We start from the raw sequence: 20,323 nt of genomic DNA, 5'->3' as shown, positions 1-20,323 counted from the left end.
AAATGATACTAAATAAATTTTGTATTAAAATACTATTCATTTGTTTTTGCGTTTTGGGATGTGTATCAAAAACTAAAAATGAAAATGCATCTACTGAAGAAAATGAAATGGTAGATTATTTTGCCGATAACGGTTTCGGTAATGCCGTCGCCATTGTGCAACATCCATCTGGAGTTTATCACAAAGGCATTACTTATGTTGCTTACCAAGGGACTAAAGAAGACCCTTATGTAGTGTCATACAATCATGAAACCAAAGAATGGAAAGGACCTTTTAAAGCTGGTGTTAGTGAAATGGGTAAAGATCCAAACCGTAAGAAGAAAATAGATAATCATGGTAAACCAGCATTACTTATTGATGATGCAGGATATATTCATGTTGCTTTTGGTGGTCATGGCGGGACACCCAAAGACGGTAAAAATCCTTTAGGTAATCATCATTATGGAAAAAACTTGCACGCCGTTTCTAAAAAACCTTTAGATATTTCGGCTTGGGAAACACTAGATAATATTTCGATATTTGGTACATATAGCCAGTTTATAAAAATGAATAATGGTGATGTTTATTTATTTTACCGCCATGGAGCGCATAGAAGCGATTGGGTATATCAAAAATCAACTGATAATGGTGTAACTTTTGAAGAACCTGTTTCATTTTTAAAACATAAACGTAGAACGGATTTGGAGGCAGAAGATTCTTGGTATCCATGGATTACTAAAGGTGACAATGATGAATTATTGGTGGTTTTTGATTACCATTTATGTAGTGACGTAACTAAGAAAACCAAAGGTTTAGGTCATATTGCTAAACGTTATAATGTGTATTTTATGGTATTCAATACCCGAAATAATAAATGGAAAAACGTGAAGGGAGAATCAATTGCAATACCAGTAACTAGAGAAGAAGCAGATGCAAAAGCATTAGTTGCCAATACACCAAATAATTGGACGTTTCAAGGTGTTGTAGATTTAGACCCTGATGGAAATCCGCATATTGGAATGACCATTGGTAAGGAAATCAAGGGGTCTAGACGAAGTGCACCAAAAACAATGCATCATTTTAAATGGAATGGAACGGAATGGATACATTCAATAAACGCTGGTTTACCTAAAGGTAACGGCGATTTTAACGTAAAATCGGCCAAAGAATTAAGTTTTTATTTAGAAAGTAAAACTCAGGAAGATGTTGGAGAAATTAGTAGATGGGATAGCTTTGATGGCGGAAAAACATTTAAAAAGAACACCGTTTTTTTAAGTAGAAAACATTCTGGATTTGTGATATCATCGCTTATAGATAATCCGCATCCAGATGCAAGAATTATTGTAGGAGAAAAAGAAGAAGGTTCAGATTTTAGGAAGATGTACCTTTTGGGTGATAATGGTCCAATAAAACGTTCAAAAAAAGAAACTCAAATTTTAAATAAAAAAAGATAATACACTTAAAATCAATTAAAAATGAAAATAATTAAACTACTACTCTTTAATCTTTTATTTGTAAGCTCTTTTTTATCTTGTGGGAATAAGACAAAAGAGAATACATCCAAAAATGAAAATTCAGCAGAAAATCAAACGCAACCTAATATTGTTTTCATTCTTTCCGACGACCAATCATGGACAGATTATAGTTTTATGGATGATGAAAATATAGAAACTCCAAGGATAGATCAGTTCGTAGAAGAAAGTTTAACGTTTACTAGAGGCTATGTTCCAACACCTTTGTGTTCGCCATCGTTAGCTTCAATTATTACTGGTTTATACCCAAAAGATCATGGAATTTTAGGTAATGATAAGGTTTATGATCGTGGAAATATCCGTGGAAAAGAAAGAGCAGAAGCCTATAAACCGGTTATTTCAGCTTTTGAAAAGCAAACTACACTTCCCGATATGCTTAAAGAAAAAGGCTATTTATCGTTTCAAACTGGAAAGTGGTGGCATGGTAACCACAAAATTGGAGGTTTTGATTATGGTATGACACATGGAGACCCAACGCGTGGTGGAAGGCATGGTGATTATGGTTTAGAAATTGGAAGACAAGGTTTAGATACGATTAATAGCTATGTAGATTTAGCATTAAAAGAAAAGAAACCGTTCTTTTTATGGTATGCACCATTTTTACCACATAGGCCACATAACCCACCACAGCGTTTGTTTGAGAAATATCAAAAGAAAACAGACTCAGAGCATTTAGCAAAGTATTGGGCGATGTGTGAGTGGTTTGATGAAACTTGTGGACAATTATTCGATTTAATTGAGGATAAAGGCTTGACAGAGAATACACTGTTTGTATATGTATGTGATAATGGTTGGGCGCAGGATCCCACAAAAAGTGGGTATTTAAAACACTCTAAGCGTGCACCTTATGACATGGGAATTAGAACACCAATCATGTATAAATGGGCAGGAAAAATAAAGCCTAATATGGATACTAAAACTATAACAAGCAGTATAGATATGGTGCCAACCGTATTAGATGTTTTAGGCATTGAAAAACCAGAAAATTTACCGGGAGTAAGTGTTTTGGATGAAAAAGCATTAAATGAGCGTAAAGGAATTTTTGGAGAAGTGTATGCGCATGATTTTGATACCATAGAAAATAGTATGTTTTACAATATGGCTATTTTTCCTCCTTATAAAATAATTGTTCCAGATCCGGTTAGAAAGGCAAAGGAGAAAATTCAATTATTTAATATTGATGAAGACCCTTTCGAAAAAAATAATTTAGCCGAAAGTCATCCTGAGATAGTTAAAGATTTACAAGGAAAAATTGCAGCGTTTAGGGCTGAATAAAATCTAAGTAGTATAACATAATAAAAGACTAATTTTTAGATAGTAAGGAAATAATGAAGCGCTAAGATGAAACGAAGAGAGTTCATTCAATTATCAACAATAACTAGTGTTGGATTGTCATTGTCAGCAACTAATTTTTTTAGTTCCTGTGCATCAGGTGTAAAACAATTTCATTCTTCTGAATATAGAACATTGGTTTTTGATTTGTTGAAAGATTGGTGTGATGGTATGATTAAAGCGCAAATCATAAAACCTTCGGATCCAAAAGTTCATGGACTCATGGATTGTCCTGCTTGCGATACTGTTCACGCAAGAGTAATGGATGCTGTGTATCCGTTTTTTTATATGGCTAAAGCTACAAGAGATAAAAAGTATCTAGAAGCTGGTATTTTGGCATTTGAATGGGGTAAAAACGTAACCAGAGATGATGGGGCATGGACAAACGATTTAAATCCAAAATCATGGGATGGTACCACCGTTTTTGGAGCTATCGCTTTGGCCGAAACTTTAAAATATCATGCCGATTTATTAGATGAAAGCACTCTTGGACGATGGTATAAACGTTTAGAGTCAGCAACCGAATTTGTTTATAATCGATTTTATAAAGTAGATGCGTCAAATATCAATTATGGAGCAACTACTATTTATGCATTGAATTTAATTGGAAAATTACTTAATAATTCAAAATATATAAATAGAAGTAAAGAATTGGTTGCCCAAGTTAAAAGCCATTTTACAGAACCCAATGCGCTTTTATTTGGTGAGATACAAGGTAAGGATAAGAAAAAATTGAGTCCAAAAGGCTTACCAGGAATCGATTTAGGGTATAATATTGAAGAATCCTTAAATAATTTGGTACTATATGCTTTAGAAGAAAAGGATGAGGATTTATTTAGTATACTTAAAAAGTCTTTAGACTCGCATTTACAGTTTATTCTACCTGATGGTGGTATTGATAATAGTTTTGGTAACAGAATGTTTAAGTGGACGTATTGGGGCAGCAGAACTAGTGATGGTATGCAACCAGCATTTAGTTTTATGGCTACCCATAATCCTGCATTGGGTTCAGCAACTTTTAAAAATACAGAACTTTTAAGACAATGTACTCATAACGGATTATTGCATGGAGGCCCACATTACGTATCTTATGGTATTCAGCCTTGTGTGCATCATACATTTGCACATGCCAAACCATTGGCAACTTTATTAGATCATTGGGATGATTTACCGGAAATAGACAAATCAGCACCATTGCCTAGAACTATTGCTGATGGAGAAACTTATTTTGAAGAACTTGATGTTTCTCTATTTGGAAAGGGAGATTGGAGAGGGACAGTCTCGGCTTATGACTCTATTTATAGTCAAAAAAATGATGTTAGGCAGGCTACAGGAGCATCTCTTGGGTTACTGTATCATAACAAAGTTGGTTTGCTCTGTACAGCAAGTACTGCAATTTATAAAATGTTAGAAGCGTATAATCAGCAACCTCAACCAGGAAAAGATTTTGCGTTAACACCAAGAATAGAAACCTTTAAGGATACAATTTGGTATAGTAATTTGTTTGATTTAGAGGCAACATATTCTTCAAAAGAAGATGTCAATACAATTGAATATAATGCCAATGTTCAGTTAAAAAACAAAGCAAAAGAAACGGTATTAGAAACAGCTTCAGATTTTGAATTAAACTATACATGTTCAGCCGAAAAGCTAGAAATTACTGTTGCAACCAAACAAATCATAAAAGACGAAACGGCTTTTGTATTACCTATTGTTTCTCCAACAGGAGAAAAAGTAAATCAAATTTCAGCAAATGAAGTCACGATAGAAAAACCAAACGGAACCGTAAAAATAACGTCTAACTGTAGTATTAAAATAAAAGATATGCTAAAAAGTAGAATTTTTAACATGGTACCTGGCGTAGAAGCTGTTCCTTTAATTGCCAAATTCAAAACCGATAATACGCCATTAAAAATAACTATAGAAATAGTATAAATATCAAAAATATAACAATGAGAAAAATAGTCTATTTAATAGTTGTCTTTAGTTTACTTATCAGTTCTTGTAAAGGTAAATTAAAACAAGAACAAGAAAATTCAATTGAAAACACTAAACCAAATGTATTGTTTATAGCTGTAGATGACTTAAACAACATGATAGGACCTATTGATAATTTTTCAAATATTAAAACACCAAACTTTGATAGGTTGGCAAAAATGGGAGTTACTTTTACAAATGCCCATGTGCAAGCGCCACTTTGTGGACCTTCAAGAGCTTCTTTAATGACGGGTTTAAGACCGTCAACCACTGGTATTTATGGAATGACGCCAGACAATAAAATAAGAAGAGCAGGTAACCCAGCTACAAAAGACATTACGTTTTTGCCTGAATATTTTGAGCAAAATGGGTATCATACCATGGGTATCGGAAAATTGTTTCATATCCATGCACCAGACAGTGTGTTTAACGAATCTGGTGGACGTGTAAAAGGTTTTGGGCCTTATCCTAAAAAACGATTTGTTTGGGATGGTTTTGGAAAAGGTATTAGAGGAACGCATGGAAGAACGAGTACTGATTGGGGAGCTTTTCCAGAAAGTGATACCTTAATGCCAGATCATCAATCTGTAAATTGGGTTACAGAAAGATTGCAAAGAAATTATGATAAACCGTTTTTTATGGGACTTGGTTTTTTACGTGTGCATGTGCCGTTGTATGTGCCTCAAAAATGGTTCGATTTGTATCCTTTAGATAAGATTGAAATGCCTCCATACAAATCTGACGATTTAAACGATATTCCAAATGTTGGGTTACAAATTAATGATTTACCTATGATGCCATCAACAGAATGGGCAAAGGAAAGTGGAGAGTGGAAAAAGATTGTACAAGCCTATTTGGCATGCATTAGTTATGTAGATTACGAATTGGGTCGTGTTTTAGATGCTCTAGAAAGTAGTAAATATGCAGATAATACAATTATTGTTTTGTGGTCCGATCATGGCTATCGTTTAGGAGAAAAAGGCACTTTTGCAAAACACGCATTATGGGAAACGGCAACAAAAGCGCCATTAATGTTCGCTGGACCCAATTTGCCACAAGGAAAGAAAATTAATGCTCCTGTAGAAATGTTATCTATTTATCCAACCTTATTAGAATTGAGTGGTTTACCAGCTTATAAAAGAAATGAAGGAAAAAGTTTAGTTGATATGATGCAAAAAGATGAAGGGATGAAAGATGCTTATGGCTTAACAACTTTTGCAATGAATAATCATGCTATAAAAAAAGACGGATACAGGTATATACGCTATGAAGATGGTACAGAAGAATTTTACGATCACAGTACTGATCCTAATGAATGGACTAATGAAGCCAATAATCCTAAGTTCAAAAATAAAATTGAAACGCTAAAAACGTTGTTACCAAAAACGAATGTCAAGTGGGATTCAGAATCCAACTATACCTTTCAGCCCTATTTTGTTGAGCAGAAAAAACGTGTAAATGGTTTGCCTGAAAAAGCTACAGAAGTGATTGGGGCAGATAGATAATATTAATAACCAATAATAACAGTATAAAATGAAGTATTATAAAATCAAATCAATTATTGTTTTAACTTTTACTGTTTTTTTGTTTGCTTGTGGCACAAAACCAAAAGCAGATTTAGTACCTTCAAAAAGAGAGAAACCAAACATTTTGTTTATTGCGGTAGATGATTTACGTCCGGAACTCAATTTTTATGGTGCCAGTCATATAAAATCTCCAAATCTAGATAAGTTAGCGTCACAAAGTTTGATTTTTAATAAGGCGTACTGCAACATTCCTGTTTGTGGAGCTTCTAGAGCCAGTTTAATGACAGGGGCGAGACCTACAAGAAAACGATTTATCAATGCGCATATTAAAAAAGATGAAGATTATCCTGAGGCTATATCGCTTCCTATGTTACTAAGGAAGAACGGATACAAAACCATATCTAATGGAAAAATATATCACTACAAAAATGATGACTCTAAAGCTTGGGATGAAATTTGGCAGGCTGATAGATTATGGAGTTATGCGCTTACTGAAAGTCAAGACATTAGAAAAAACACAAAGAGAGGTTTGCCATTTGAAGCTGCGGAAGTTCATGATTCGGTTTATAGAGATGGGAAATTAGCTTTGAAGGTGATTCAAGATTTGAATAAGCTTAAGCAATCAAATCAGCCGTTTTTCTTAACCATGGGATTAGCAAAACCACATTTACCATTTACCGCACCAAAAAAATATTGGGATTTATATAATAGAGATGAGATTGAACTTCCCGAGAGTTATGTGCAACCAAAAACAACTCCAAAACAAGCATTTCATAATTATGGAGAATTGCGTCAATATGAAAACATACCAAAACGTGGTGACTTACCAGAAGCTTTGGCTAAAGAATTGATTCATGGATATTACGCCTGTGTAAGCTATATAGATGCGCAAATAGGTTTAGTTTTAGAGGAGTTAAAACGTTTAGAATTAGAGGATGATACGATTGTCATTTTGTGGGGAGACCATGGCTGGAATTTAGGCGACCATAAACTATGGTGTAAACACGTGACCTTTGAAACTGCTTTACGCACACCATTAATGATAAAAGTGCCAGGAAAAACAAAAGGACAAAAAACAGATGCTATTACAGAGTATATTGATATTTACCCAAGCTTAGCAGAATTGGTGGGATTAGAAAGTCCAAATACAGTGGATGGAAAAAGCTTTGTACCTATATTAAATGGACAGAAAAGTAAAAAAGACTGGGCAGTCAGTAAATTTAAAGACGCAGTTACTCTAATAAAAGGCGATTTGTTTTACACAGAATGGACGGATGATAAAGGTATTGCCTATGCACGTATGCTATTCGATCATAAAACAGATCCTTTGGAACTAGATAATCTTGCAGAAAAACCAGAATATCAAGATAAGGTTAAAAATCTTTCTATGGAATTAAGAGAAAAATGGGGAGAAGATTTTTTGAAATAATTAATTAAGATTTCAAGTTTTGAACCTTAAAATAAACTTAAACTGATGAAAAAAACAATTCTAACTTTCTTGATCGTCTTTTGTGGACTTCTGCTAAGTGCTCAAAACACAGCTGATGTCAATTCTAAATTACTTAAAGAATTGTGGTCGGCAAAGTGGATAACACATCCTGATATAGCAGGTGATGAAACGGGGGTGTATTTGTTTAAAAAAGTCTTGCCTTTTAAAACGGTACCTCAAGATTATGTGATAAATATTTCAGCAGACAATCGTTATGTATTGTACATTAATGGAAAAGTGGTCACTCGTGGTCCAGCTCGTGGCGATTTAAACCGTTGGCTATTTGATACGGTAGATATTGCACCCTATCTTAAAGCTGGTGAAAACCATATAGCCACAAAAGTATGGAATATGGCACAGCTTAAACCAGTCGCTCAAATGTCGCTTGAAACAGGTTTAATCATTCAAGGAAACACAGAACAAGAACAGGAAATCAATACAAATAACACTTGGAGTGTAGTTATTGATGAGGCCTATTCATTTTATAAAATTAAGGATCTTAGACGCTTCTATGCTAGCGGACCAGGAGAAAAATTTAATGGCGATTTACATCCATGGCTATGGAAAACATCAGATAATTCAATAGCTTGGAAAAAAGTTAAAGAAGGTAATAATGGGACGCCGATGAATTATTATAATATTACAGGAAAAACAGATAAGCGCCTGTTGTGTCCGCGTTCCATTCCAATGATGGAAGCCAAAATGCAGAATTTCGCTGAGGTACGCAGAATGGAAGGCGTAAAAAATGCCAAGGATTTGATAACTGGCAACAAACCTGTTAAAATTCCTGCAAATAGTACAGCTGTTGTTTTATTAGATCAAGGGCATTTAACCAATGCATATCCGCAACTAAAATATAGCAAAGGCGCTAATAGTCATATTAAAATCACCTATGCTGAGAGCCTTTTTATACCAAAAGATGGTAAGCCTACTTTTGATAAAGGCAATCGTAACGACGTTGAAGGTAAAGTCATGTGGGGGAATTATGATACCATTGAAGTAGATGGCGGTGATGATAGACTTTTTGAACCGCTTTGGTGGCGCAGTTTCCGTTATGTAGAATTAGAAATTACAACAGGTGAAGAGCCTTTACTACTTGAAGGGTTTAATAGTGAGTTTACGGGATATCCATTCAAGCTAAAGTCTAGTTTTGAGAGTGAAGATGCTCGTATGAGCGATATTTTTGATGTGGCTTGGAGAACGCAACGTTTATGTGCAGGAGAACTGTTTTTTGATTGCCCGTACTACGAACAACTACAATATACGGGTGATACGCGCATACAAGGACTCAACACTGCCTATGCTTCTGGTGACACGCGATTGTGGAAAGATGCTATTCAAGATTATTATGATTCTCGATTGCCTTTCGGATTAACCCAGTCGCGCTATCCAAGTAGTACACAGCAAATAATTGCACCTTTTTCATTGGTTTGGATTACCATGGTAAATGACTATATGATGCATTGTGAAGATGATCAATTTATAGAGAAGATGGTTCCAGCCATCCTTGATATTCTTAATTGGTACGATGCACGCGTAGCGGATAATGGCATGCTTGGTAAATTGGAAAGTTGGCTTTTTGTAGATTGGGTAGATGAGTGGAAAACGGGATACCCACCATCAACTAAAGAGAAACAATACTCTGCTGTTATTGGGATGCAATATGTTTATACCATTCAAAAAGCGATGGAAATATTTGAAGCTTATGGCATGTCTGGACTCAGAGATAAATGGGCTCAAAAAGCAGAAGTTACTCAAAAATCCATACTAGAACATTGTTGGGATGAGGATAAACAATTGTTAGCCGATACCCCAGAGAAAACCACTTTTAGTCAACATGCTAATGTCTTAGCGATATTAAGTAACGCTTTTGATGGAACTCAAGAAAAGGATTTAATGCAACGTGTTTTTAATAATAAGGATATGGCGCAAACTTCATTTTACTTTGATTTTTACAAGATAGCAGCCTTGAAAAAGGTAGGTTTAGGCGATATGTATATATCAACCTTAGATACTTTAAGTGACTTAATTGATAAAGGACTTACTACATTTCCCGAGAAAGCGGATCCAACACGTTCTGATTGTCATGCTTGGAGTGCATCACCATTATATTATTATTTGTCTCTAGTATGCGGCATAGAGCCAGATGCTCCAGAGTTCAATTCAGTTAAAATAGAGCCTCATATGGGAGATTTAGAATGGGTTAAAGGTTCTATGCCTCATAGATTTGGTGAGATTAAAGTAAACCTAAAGAAAACCAAAAAGAAGGGGATTATAGGAAGTGTTTTTCTTCCAGAGGGACTTACAGGAACCTACATTCAAAATGGAAAAGAGATAATTTTGAAAAGCGGGGAAAATCAAATTAATAATTAAGTTTAATAACATTTTAGTAATTAAATTAATATGAGAATATTTTCTAAGGTTGCACTAATTCTATTTTTACTACTAGCTTTACAAGTTGTTTCGCAATCAAAAAAAGACTCAAACCAAAAACCAAACATAGTATTAATTTTTGCTGACGATTTGGGTTGGACAGATGTAAGTACTGGTAATACTAATGAAGGCAGAGGTTCTAAAATATACGAAACTCCAGAAATTGATAAATTGGCATCTCAAGGGATGTCATTTACACACGCTTATACTAATCAAAACTGTGCGCCGTCAAGAGCGTCGTTGATTAGCGGTCAATATCCAACAGGTGCAGATAATCAAGTGTATAATGTAAGCTCTTTAAGCAGGCAAGATAAAAGAACAAAAGGATTCCCAGATCTTCCTATAAAACCTTTTCAACAAAAAAAAGTAATTGCTGAGGATGGCATTAACATCTTTGACGTCCTTAAAACTCAAGGTTATAAAACGGCTTTTGTAGGTAAAAGTCATGGTACACCGCATCCTTTAGTGGGTGATTTTGGTATTGATTTGCCAGCCGATATTCACCATATTATCGCAGCACCTGTAGATGGGAAGCGTACAAAATCGTATTATATGGCCTTGCAATCCGATCGTAAAGGTTGGACTTTCAAGTCCAAATACGTCGATAAATATGCAACACCTTATAATCAAAATTATATCAATACCATTCTAAAGCCGTTTATCACAAGAAGTGAAGTATCACTTATAGACGGTACACCAAAACACCTCACCGATGCTATTGGCGATTTTTCAGTAGATTATATTAAAGACCATGCAAATGGCGATAAACCCTTCTTTTTATATGTGCCTTTTCATGCAGTACATTCTAAAGTTGTAGGTCGAAAAGATTTAACCGAAAAATATAGAAAGCGCGGTTTAAATGAGCGTTTGGCAGAATATGCGTCTATGATTGAGTTGTTGGATCAAAATATAGGCAAGATTAACCGTGCAATAAAAGACCCGAATGGCGATGGCGATGTCTCGGATGACATTACCAACAATACAATTTTTATCGTTTATTCAGATAATGGCGGTTTAAAAGACAATAAACCACTAACAGGAAAAAAAGGAACGTTAACAGAAGGCGGTATTAGAGTACCTTTAATTTTTCGATACCCAGGCGTTATCAAAGCAAACACGATAACAAATCAATCGGTACACTGTATTGATTTTTTACCCACACTAGCAGAATTAACAGGAGTAAACCTTTCAACATTAAAAAAATCCGATGGTAGTATACCACAATACGACGGGGTTTCTTTTGCCAAAATTCTTAAAGACGAAAAACAATGGTTGTCTAGAGAAAATTTATTTTGGCACTTACCAGGTTATATGGATGAACGATTTTCACCTTCAACACTTATTCAAACTCGAGTTGGAACGGATTATTACAAGTTATTTTATTTTTATGAAACACAAACGTTTACTATGTATCATTTAAATAGTGATATTTCCGAAAAAAATAATCTTTTAAAAAAACCAACAAAAAAGCAATTAAAAATAGCTTTACAAATGAATGCAGATATGTTGGCATGGTTAAAAACTAACAAAGCACCAACAGGAACCTGGGTGAAAAATGGAGAAAATGTCTCTTACCCATTAAAAAGAGATGTTAAAAAATATAAAAATTAAGAATAAAAAGAAATGAATAAAAAATATCTAGCAATAATTTTATTAGGTTTTTTAGTTTTTACATCGTGTGTTGGTAATAAGCATGCTGATTCAAAACAAATGGATTTGGCTCAAATTGAAAGCGAAACACAGCCCACAACGAAACCAAATCTAATTTTTTATTTAGCCGATGATCAAGATGTTTACGATTATGGTTGTTACGGCAATGACAAAGTGAATACAGCAGCAGTAGACCGTCTAGCAAAAGAAGGTTTGCTTTTTAACAATGCTTTTACAGCTCAAGCCATTTGTGCACCTAGTAGATCGCAACTTTTTACAGGAAATTATCCTGTTAAAAATGGTTGTTTTGCCAACCATACAGCTACAAGACCCAATATTGAAAGTGTTACTTCTAGAATGAAAAAATTAGGTTATGAGGTGGTTTTAGCTGGAAAAAGTCACGTAAAACCTGCAACTGTATATCAATGGGATAAAGAATGGGAACCTGTTCCTAAAAAAGATGTGCCAAGAGATTACATTCCTTTAGACAGTATTGAAAATTATATGAAAACTGCAAAAAAGCCTTTTTGTATGTTCATCACCTCAAAATATCCGCACGGAAAATATTTTGATGTTAAAAACCCAGTTGTTAACGACCTAAAGTTTTATCCTTTTAATGAAGATAAAAAGAATAATAAAGCATACATAAAAAGTAGATCAGGTTATTACAGAAGTATTGAAGAAGATAATACACAGATTGAAAAAGTATTGGAATTTGTTGATGCTCATTTAGATGAAAATACTTTGTTTATTTATAGTGCAGATCATGGAGTTTCAGGAAAGTTTACGGTAAAGGATATTGGTTTAAAAGTGCCTTTTGTAGTGCGTTGGCCTAAAGTGATTAAACCAGGAACAACATCAAATCAGTTGATACATTATACAGATGTGTTACCAACATTTATGAATATTGCAGGAGGTGAGTCTGCAGAAGATATGGATGGGAATAGTTTCTTACCAATATTACAAGGTAATAATGTAGAAGTAAACCAATATGTGTACGGTGTAAGAACAAATCAAAATATTTTGAATTCTGAAGTGTTTCCTTCAAGAATGATCAGAGATAAGCGTTATAAATACATCCGAAATTTTAATTCGTTGGAAGTGGTGGATCAAAATTTAACAGGGAAACCACATGTAGATTATTTCATCAAAAGAGGTGCGAATAAATATAAAAGCGAACCTTTTGAAGAGTTATATGATTTGTTGAATGACCCTTTTGAGGAACATAATTTAGCTCAAAATCCAGAATTACAATCTGTGAAAGAAAAATTGAAACAAGATTTATTTAGTTGGATGAAGTCTCAAGGAGATATTTTGGATGAAACTCCGGGTAATATGCCGATCATAACTCCTAAAGGAAAAAAAGGATTTAAGCTGGACCAAGACACTCCAACTCGAAAGATAGCAGATTCTCTAAAGAATACTTTAACTAAAGACGATTATACAGTCATAAAACACTGGTAGAAAATGAATATAAATAAGAAATCACTTTTAAGTTTTTTAATACTTATCCTTCTTTTTATATCCTGTAAAAAAGAAAAAAAAGAAGAGATAGTAGTTGAGGAAAAAAAGCCAATGAACATTCTGTTTATAGCTGTAGATGATTTACGGCCCGAACTTAATTTTTATGGCGCTCACCATATTCAGTCACCCAATCTCGATAAATTAGCTAAGGAAAGTTTAGTGTTTAATCGTGCTTATTGTAACATACCAGTTTGTGGTGCTTCAAGAGCTAGTTTGTTAACAGGAATAAGACCAACTAGACATAGATTTTTAAATTATTCTACAAGAGCAGATGTTGATGCTGCTCATGTAACATCCTTACCAAAACTTCTCAAAGAAAATGGTTACACGACAATTTCAAACGGTAAAATTTACCATAAAAATAATGATGATAGTTTAGCTTGGGATAATAGATGGTTTCCCAAAGGTAATATTCGAAATTACAAATTAGAAAAAAATATAATAGAAAATGGCAGCGCCAATTTAGCTATGGGTGGTGCCAGTTCACATGAAATGGCTGAGGTAGATGATTCCGCTTACTTTGATGGAGAAATTGCTCAAAAGGGAATAGAGGATTTAAAAATGCTGAAAAACAAAAATCAACCTTTCTTTTTAGCTTTAGGTTTTATGAAGCCACATTTACCATTTAATGCGCCAAAAAAATATTGGGATTTGTATAATAGAAATGATATTGAACTTCCAGAAAGTTATGTGAGACCAAAATCGACACCCAAGCAAGCATTTCATAACTACGGAGAATTACGTAACTATGGTAATATCCCAAAGAAAGGCGATTTACCAAAAGATTTAGCAAAAGAACTTATTCATGGTTATTATGCTTGTGTAAGTTATGTTGATGCACAAATTGGTTTGGTTTTAGATGAATTAAAACGTTTGGAATTAGAAGATGATACTATCGTAATTTTATGGGGAGATCATGGGTGGAATTTAGGTGACCATAAATTATGGTCGAAGCATGTTACTTTTGAAACGGCATTAAGAACGCCAATGATTATTAAAGTGCCTGGAAAAACAAAAGGACAAAAAACAGATGCTATTGTTGAGTATATAGATATTTATCCTAGTTTAACAGAACTTGTTGGTATTGTAACACCAAATAAAGTTGAAGGTCAAAGTTTTGTGCCGATTTTAGAAGGGTATAAGCCAGAAAAAGATTGGGCAGTAAGTAAATTTAAAGACGCTGTAACTTTAATTAAAGGTGATTTGTTTTATACAGAATGGACTAAAGATGATGGTATTGCTTACGCTCGAATGTTATTTGATCATAAAACAGATCCTTTAGAATTAGATAATTTAGCAGAGAAACCTGAGTACCAAGAAACTGTAAATCAACTAGCTAAAGATTTAAGAATAAAATGGGGTAAAGATTTCCTAAAATAAAAACGATAACAATGCATCGATTATGTCTTCTTATATTGGTTTGTTACATAACTTCATGTGCTCAAAGCAATAAGTCTGACTTTGATAATATTAAACACCAAGACGATTGGGATTTAGTTTTAGAAGACAGTTGTACAGAAAATTGGACAAATCAATGGACTTTAGATGGTTTAATTGCTAAGGTTAAGACTTCTGAAGAAGGGATGCATTTTATAGCTGGGTCAGAATATAAAAATGATGCACATCATGCCGTGCTTTGGACAAAAGAATCATTTTCTGGAGATATCAAGATTGAATATGATTATACTAGAACTGATAGTGCAACCAAATGTGTAAATATTTTATATATTCAAGCTACGGGAGATGAAGAAAGCGTTTATGAAAAAGATATTTCTAATTGGAAAAATCTTCGTGAAGTTCCTTCTATGAGAGCATATTTCGAAAATATGAATTTGTTTCATATTAGTTATTCAGCATTTGGTAATAGTGACAATTCCTTTCATTATGTTCGTGCAAGAAGATACCCGAAACCGGATGATAAACCTTTTAAAGTAACACAAATAGAACCATCTTATGATAGGCAAGGGTTTTTTAAAACAGGACAAACGTATCATATTACTGCCATAAAAACTAAGAATGATTTGTTTTTTAAGATGGAAAGTGAAGATGGTGTTGAGTTGTTCCATTGGGATATTTCAAATGTCAGTCCAATAAAAGAAGGCAGGGTAGGTTTACGCCAAATGTATACCCGTTCTTCTTTATACAAGAATTTTAAAATTTATACGAAATGAAAATAAAGAATCTCTTATTGTTTTTAATTCTACTTACTGTTACTCAAATATATAGTCAAGACAGAAAGCGTCCTTTCATTTTGGTGAAATCTAGTGAGCGAAACCAAATCCTTGAAAAAATAAATACCCAAGAATGGGCCAACGAAATCTATATAGATTTAAAGCTCAAGGCAAATTTACAAGTTAAACAATTTTACAAGAATCCAAAATCTTATATCAAACAATTACCCTTCAATTGGGATGAAAATAAGAATAATACCTTCCCACCTTTTTTTAAAACAACACATATGAGGAATGGTGTTCAAGAAAATCTGGATAATGCCACAGATGAAGAATGGAGACCTGCCGAACTTTTAATTACACATTTACAAGTTGCACTAGATTGTGGTACTATGTACTACCTAACCCAAGACGAGAAATATGCTCATGTTGCAAGTACCATTTTATATTCATTTTTAAAATCTGTACAAAAATCCGAAGTTTCTGATTGGCATGGTAGAGGCGGTTGGTTGTTTCCGTATGATGGTTTTCGTGAAGTACGTGTAATAGGCTATAGACTGCCATTAATTTATGATTTCATTCATCCTTATTTAAAAAAAGAGGGTAAGGCTTTTGATATCATTAAAAACAAAAAAGTGAATTTTCCTTTTGAAGAAGCTCAAAAGGTATTTAAAACCTATGGAAATATTACGGTAAATTATGGGCAAACAGGTTCTAACCATTGTGCATTAGAAGCGCCTAGTTTAGTGTTTAATGCCTTAGCTATGGATGATGAAAATGAGCGAGAAAAGTGGTTGTCCTATTTTTTAACAGAAAGCACAGATAATCAAGATGCGTTAAATATTATGGTTAAAAATTATAAAAATGAAGGTGATATCTGGCCAGAAACCTCTCAATATTTAAACCATACAACATCAATTTTAGCACGATTAATGTTAGTTGTTAATAAATACAATCCATCATTAAAATTAGGAGAAAAGTACCCTAATGTTCTACATGCCTTACCTCGGTTAGACTATTTCATATATCCTAATAACGAAATTGTGCGCTGGGGCGATGGACATAGGTCTGCTCATGCACCTTATGAAGCTTATGATAATGCGTATGCGTTGGCAAAAGCAGATGGGTTAACGGCAATTCAAAATAAATTTGCACCACTTATTAATAAGGCAATTAACAATGGTAAATATAAACGACAAGGAACTGAGGCTTTATTTTGGTATGATGATAGTTTTGATAACGAATCTACAACTGTTGACTTATCAAGGACTGATAGAGTGTATCACGCCGGCATAGTTTTACAACGTAATTTAAGTAGTACAGATAATCCAAAAGATGGTTTAATGTGTTTTGTTGGTGGTGCACACATGGTACATGGACATGCGGGTGGTATGGATATGGAGTTATACGGTGAAGGACAAGTTCTAGGTGTAGATAATGGCAGAAAACGCTATGGTGTAGACCTTCATGAAAACTATTCAAGAATTTTCGCAGCACACAATACGGTAATCGTAAACGGGAGTTCGCAAGGAGAAGGCGGATGGGTTAATTTAGGTATGAATAGTGTACAACTTATTGCTATGGAACCTCAGGTTGGTAAAGAAGGTGTGTCGCCATACCATTCCTTCAGTCAAACAAGTTTTGAAGATGATAGAGGTGATAAAGCTGAAGCAAATCAAGAGCGCACATTAGCATTAATTAGAACATCGCCAACTACAGGATATTATGTAGATGTATTTCGTTCAAAATCTAAACTTCCAAACGAGTATCATGATTATCTATATCATAATATTGGAGACAAACTGGTTTTTGAAAATTCTGATATGGATTTCAAAAAAACACCTGAAAGGTACATGGAAAATGCAAATGATACATGGAAGCGTAATAAACTATACAGAAATCCAGGGTGGCATTTTTTCAAAGATGTAAAAACTTCAAAAATTTACGATAAAGACGTTAAAGCTACATTTTATACCAAAAGATTACCTCAAGACGATGTTTTTATGCAGTTACATATTCCAAGTTTTCAAAATAGAGAATATACCAAAGTAAAAGCACCCACAACTTTTGAAGCACCAAAACCTTATGATAATTTGCCAACACCAACATTAGTAATACGTAATAAAGGTGAAGCATGGAAAAATCCTTTTGTGTTAGTATATGAACCATATAATGAAAAAGAAAAACCAAGTATTCAGTCAGTTACAAAAATTCTGCAGAATGGTGTTTATAAAGGCTTAAAAATAGTTAGTAAGACTCCAGAAACTAAAATGATTCAATATATCTTAACACAATCTAAAGGACAAGTATTTAAAAGCGAAGCTCTAAATATAACCTTCTCTGGTACTTTTGCAGTAATTACTTTAGATGAAGAAGAGAAGTTAAGCAGTATATATATTGGGGAAGGAGAAAAGTTACAGTTTAAAGAAATATTGGTAACAACAAATACTGAAAACTCTTTTTACAAAGACTTTAAAAACTGATTTATTAAAGGGAATCTCTCTCAATAAAATTAAAAGGTACTTTTATTTTTCCTTTTGATTTGTTCAATATCATTTGCGCAGCAGTTTCTCCCATAACTTTAAAATCAGTAGACATTACAGTAATTCCTAACAATTCTTTTAAAGGAGTATCATTATAAGATATTATGCCGATTTCTTCACCTAATTCAAATTCATCTTCTCTTACCTGCTTTACAAGGTTTACTAAATCGGCTTCTTCAATGGTAATAAACAAATCGCCTTTTTTTAAAATCATGTCATCATAAACCTTTTCTAGAATTTCAAAATCTAATTTAAACTCAACACAAAATTTTCTAAAACCATGTAAAATCCTTCTAGGGTATGGGTATACTGCTTTTTCAGGATATATCAACATGATTTTTTCGTATTTTTTTATTTTATCTAAACCTTCTTTAAGAGCAAAATAGATATCGTTTTCAAAATCTTGATAAATTTCTACTGTATGATTACCAAAAACAGGTTTACTATTATCCAAAAGAATAAGCTTTTCTTGAGGTATATTATTTATGGCATTAAGTACTTTATCACTAAAACTCTGATGTTTTAAGTCATCTGTTTTAAAATGTGGCATAACAATATAATAATCATAAGCTGATTTGTTTTTGTCTAATAAATTTAAAAACAAAGTTTCATCACAATGGTATATATGTAAATCAGTATGAGAATTAGCTCCAATTGCGTTTATAAAATGATTATAGGTCCTCAATTTATATGAACTCAATTTATTTATAAGAAATAATATATTAACCTTAGATATTAGTTGTGTTCTAGAAATGTAAAAGCCTTTTCCTCTAATAGATTTAATAATGTTTCGTTCTTTAAGGATACTGTATGCTTTTTCAACGGTATCTCTAGATAAATAAAACTCTTCACTAAACATGTTTATGGAAGGAATTTTTTGATCTATGGTTAAATTTCCTGAAGAAATATTATGAATAATAGAATCTATAATTTGTTGGTATTTGGGAACCCTAGAATTTTCGTCAATCTTAATATGTTTGATTAGATCCATTTTAATTTTTTTGAAAAGTATAACTTTTTCTTTTAAAAAGTGAAATAATACAATAAATCTAATAAAACACTTTTAAAACACAATACGGCTTAGTGTTTTTCTTAAAAAAATAAAATTTATAGAGATTCTCTGTCTATAAAATAGAATGGTACTTTAAACTTCCCCTTTTGATTATTTAAAATCATTTCAGATGTTTTCTTTCCCATTATTTTAAAATCTGTAGATATAACTGTTATACCAAGAAGTGCTTTTAGTGGAGTGTCATTATAAGAAATAATGCCTAAATCTTCTCCTAAAACTAACTCTTTCTCTATTATTTGTTCCATTAAGCTTATCAAATCGTCTTCTTCAATGGTAATAAATAAATCTCCTTTTAGAAGTACCATATCATTATAAACCTTATCCAATATTTCAAAGTCTAAGTTGTGCTTAGAACAAAATTTAATAAACCCTTTTTTAATGCGTTTAGGGTATGGGTAAATTGTTTTTTTAGGGTATATAAGAATTATTTTTTTGTACTTAGAAATTTTACTAATTCCTTCGTTTAGCGCACCAAAAATATCTTTTTCATAATCTTCATAAACTGTAATAATATTATTCCTTATTGGAATTTTCATATTATCCATAATGATAAGCTTGTTTTTTGGTATTTTATTTAAAGCTTGAGTTACTGCAGTAGTAGTGCTGGTGTGTTGGTTGTCTTTATTTTTAAAATGCGGCATAATAGCATAATAATCGTAAGCCTTTTTATGTTTATTTAAGATGTTTAAAAACAAAGATTCATCGCAATGATAAATATTAAGATCTATGTATGCGTTAGTTCCAATACTATTTATAAAGGCATGGTAGATTTCCATTTTATACCAGCTCAATTTATTTATAAGGAATAAAATATTTAATTTCTTAATAAGTTTAGTTCGCGAAATATAAAAACCTTTACCTCTTATAGAAATTATAATGTTACGTTCTTTAAGAATTTTATATGCTTTTTCAACCGTATCTCTGGATAGATTAACTTCTTCACTTAGGCGATTAATTGATGGAATTTTTTGATCTATTTTAAAATTTCCAATTGAAATATTATCAATAATAGAGTTGACAATTTGTTGGTATTTTGGGATTCTTGAATCTTCATCTATTTTTAAAAATTTATGTATTTCCATCAATTGAATTTTT

General features: G+C 33.0%; 13 protein-coding genes. 11 read left to right on the top strand and 2 right to left on the bottom strand.

All coding sequences use genetic code 11. From position 1 onward, the window contains the following. Positions 1-2: 2 nt before the first annotated feature. The 11 genes from ABD939_RS00840 (at position 3) to ABD939_RS00790 (ending at position 18,096) form a co-directional block, all read left to right on the top strand. Positions 3-1,433 carry a BNR-4 repeat-containing protein gene (locus tag ABD939_RS00840; protein WP_345163312.1) on the top strand — a complete coding sequence of 477 codons (1,431 nt, stop codon included), beginning with the start codon at positions 3-5 and terminating at the stop codon, positions 1,431-1,433. Positions 1,434-1,454: 21 nt separating this feature from the next. Continuing rightward, positions 1,455-2,786, top strand: a complete 1,332-nt coding sequence (locus tag ABD939_RS00835) for a sulfatase-like hydrolase/transferase (RefSeq protein ID WP_345163309.1) — start codon at positions 1,455-1,457, stop codon at positions 2,784-2,786. A gap of 66 nt (positions 2,787-2,852) precedes the next feature. Next, complete coding sequence (locus ABD939_RS00830; RefSeq protein ID WP_345163306.1) at positions 2,853-4,778, top strand: ulvan lysase-like protein; 1,926 nt, start codon at positions 2,853-2,855, stop codon at positions 4,776-4,778. 17 nt (positions 4,779-4,795) lie between these two features. Next, positions 4,796-6,325: a sulfatase gene (locus ABD939_RS00825; protein WP_345163303.1), complete on the top strand. Its 1,530-nt coding sequence runs from the start codon at positions 4,796-4,798 to the stop codon at positions 6,323-6,325. A gap of 28 nt (positions 6,326-6,353) precedes the next feature. After that, the gene (locus ABD939_RS00820; RefSeq protein ID WP_345163301.1) at positions 6,354-7,775 is read left to right on the top strand and encodes a sulfatase; all 1,422 of its coding nucleotides are present in this window, start codon (positions 6,354-6,356) and stop codon (positions 7,773-7,775) included. A gap of 45 nt (positions 7,776-7,820) precedes the next feature. Next, positions 7,821-10,208, top strand: coding sequence for an alpha-L-rhamnosidase-related protein (locus tag ABD939_RS00815; RefSeq protein ID WP_345163298.1), 2,388 nt, complete (start codon positions 7,821-7,823; stop codon positions 10,206-10,208). Positions 10,209-10,238: 30 nt separating this feature from the next. Continuing rightward, positions 10,239-11,879: a sulfatase-like hydrolase/transferase gene (locus ABD939_RS00810; RefSeq protein ID WP_345163295.1), complete on the top strand. Its 1,641-nt coding sequence runs from the start codon at positions 10,239-10,241 to the stop codon at positions 11,877-11,879. Between the two features lie 12 nt (positions 11,880-11,891). Next, the gene (locus ABD939_RS00805) at positions 11,892-13,382 is read left to right on the top strand and encodes a sulfatase family protein (protein WP_345163292.1); all 1,491 of its coding nucleotides are present in this window, start codon (positions 11,892-11,894) and stop codon (positions 13,380-13,382) included. A 3-nt stretch (positions 13,383-13,385) separates the two neighbouring features. Then, positions 13,386-14,822, top strand: a complete 1,437-nt coding sequence (locus ABD939_RS00800) for a sulfatase (RefSeq protein ID WP_345163289.1) — start codon at positions 13,386-13,388, stop codon at positions 14,820-14,822. Between the two features lie 11 nt (positions 14,823-14,833). After that, entirely contained in the window at positions 14,834-15,613 is a 780-nt protein-coding gene (locus ABD939_RS00795) for a DUF1961 family protein (RefSeq protein WP_345163286.1), read from the top strand. Further along, complete coding sequence (locus ABD939_RS00790) at positions 15,610-18,096, top strand: endo-acting ulvan lysase-like protein (RefSeq protein ID WP_345163282.1); 2,487 nt, start codon at positions 15,610-15,612, stop codon at positions 18,094-18,096. Before ABD939_RS00795 ends, ABD939_RS00790 begins: the two co-directional genes overlap by 4 nt. A 4-nt stretch (positions 18,097-18,100) precedes the next feature. Here ABD939_RS00790 and ABD939_RS00785 read toward each other — a convergent pair whose 3' ends face one another. Next, entirely contained in the window at positions 18,101-19,147 is a 1,047-nt protein-coding gene (locus tag ABD939_RS00785) for a GntR family transcriptional regulator (protein WP_345163279.1), read from the bottom strand. A gap of 116 nt (positions 19,148-19,263) precedes the next feature. Continuing rightward, the gene (locus ABD939_RS00780) at positions 19,264-20,310 is read right to left on the bottom strand and encodes a GntR family transcriptional regulator (RefSeq protein WP_345163275.1); all 1,047 of its coding nucleotides are present in this window, start codon (positions 20,308-20,310) and stop codon (positions 19,264-19,266) included. Positions 20,311-20,323 lie beyond the last annotated feature (13 nt).

The organism is Algibacter aquimarinus (genome assembly GCF_039543265.1).
GTDB lineage: Bacteria > Bacteroidota > Bacteroidia > Flavobacteriales > Flavobacteriaceae > Algibacter_B > Algibacter_B aquimarinus.
Note: the sequence above shows the minus strand (reverse complement) of the source record. Positions and strands in the feature narration are given on the sequence as shown.

What these genes read in the sequence shown, in the direction of transcription:
- ABD939_RS00840 (WP_345163312.1), top strand. Translation starts at nt 3, where the DNA reads ATGATACTAAATAAATTTTGTATTAAAATACTATTCATTTGTTTTTGC.
- ABD939_RS00835 (WP_345163309.1), top strand. Translation starts at nt 1,455, where the DNA reads ATGAAAATAATTAAACTACTACTCTTTAATCTTTTATTTGTAAGCTCT.
- ABD939_RS00830 (WP_345163306.1), top strand. Translation starts at nt 2,853, where the DNA reads ATGAAACGAAGAGAGTTCATTCAATTATCAACAATAACTAGTGTTGGA.
- ABD939_RS00825 (WP_345163303.1), top strand. Translation starts at nt 4,796, where the DNA reads ATGAGAAAAATAGTCTATTTAATAGTTGTCTTTAGTTTACTTATCAGT.
- ABD939_RS00820 (WP_345163301.1), top strand. Translation starts at nt 6,354, where the DNA reads ATGAAGTATTATAAAATCAAATCAATTATTGTTTTAACTTTTACTGTT.
- ABD939_RS00815 (WP_345163298.1), top strand. Translation starts at nt 7,821, where the DNA reads ATGAAAAAAACAATTCTAACTTTCTTGATCGTCTTTTGTGGACTTCTG.
- ABD939_RS00810 (WP_345163295.1), top strand. Translation starts at nt 10,239, where the DNA reads ATGAGAATATTTTCTAAGGTTGCACTAATTCTATTTTTACTACTAGCT.
- ABD939_RS00805 (WP_345163292.1), top strand. Translation starts at nt 11,892, where the DNA reads ATGAATAAAAAATATCTAGCAATAATTTTATTAGGTTTTTTAGTTTTT.
- ABD939_RS00800 (WP_345163289.1), top strand. Translation starts at nt 13,386, where the DNA reads ATGAATATAAATAAGAAATCACTTTTAAGTTTTTTAATACTTATCCTT.
- ABD939_RS00795 (WP_345163286.1), top strand. Translation starts at nt 14,834, where the DNA reads ATGCATCGATTATGTCTTCTTATATTGGTTTGTTACATAACTTCATGT.
- ABD939_RS00790 (WP_345163282.1), top strand. Translation starts at nt 15,610, where the DNA reads ATGAAAATAAAGAATCTCTTATTGTTTTTAATTCTACTTACTGTTACT.
- ABD939_RS00785 (WP_345163279.1), bottom strand. Translation starts at nt 19,147, where the DNA reads ATGGATCTAATCAAACATATTAAGATTGACGAAAATTCTAGGGTTCCC.
- ABD939_RS00780 (WP_345163275.1), bottom strand. Translation starts at nt 20,310, where the DNA reads ATGGAAATACATAAATTTTTAAAAATAGATGAAGATTCAAGAATCCCA.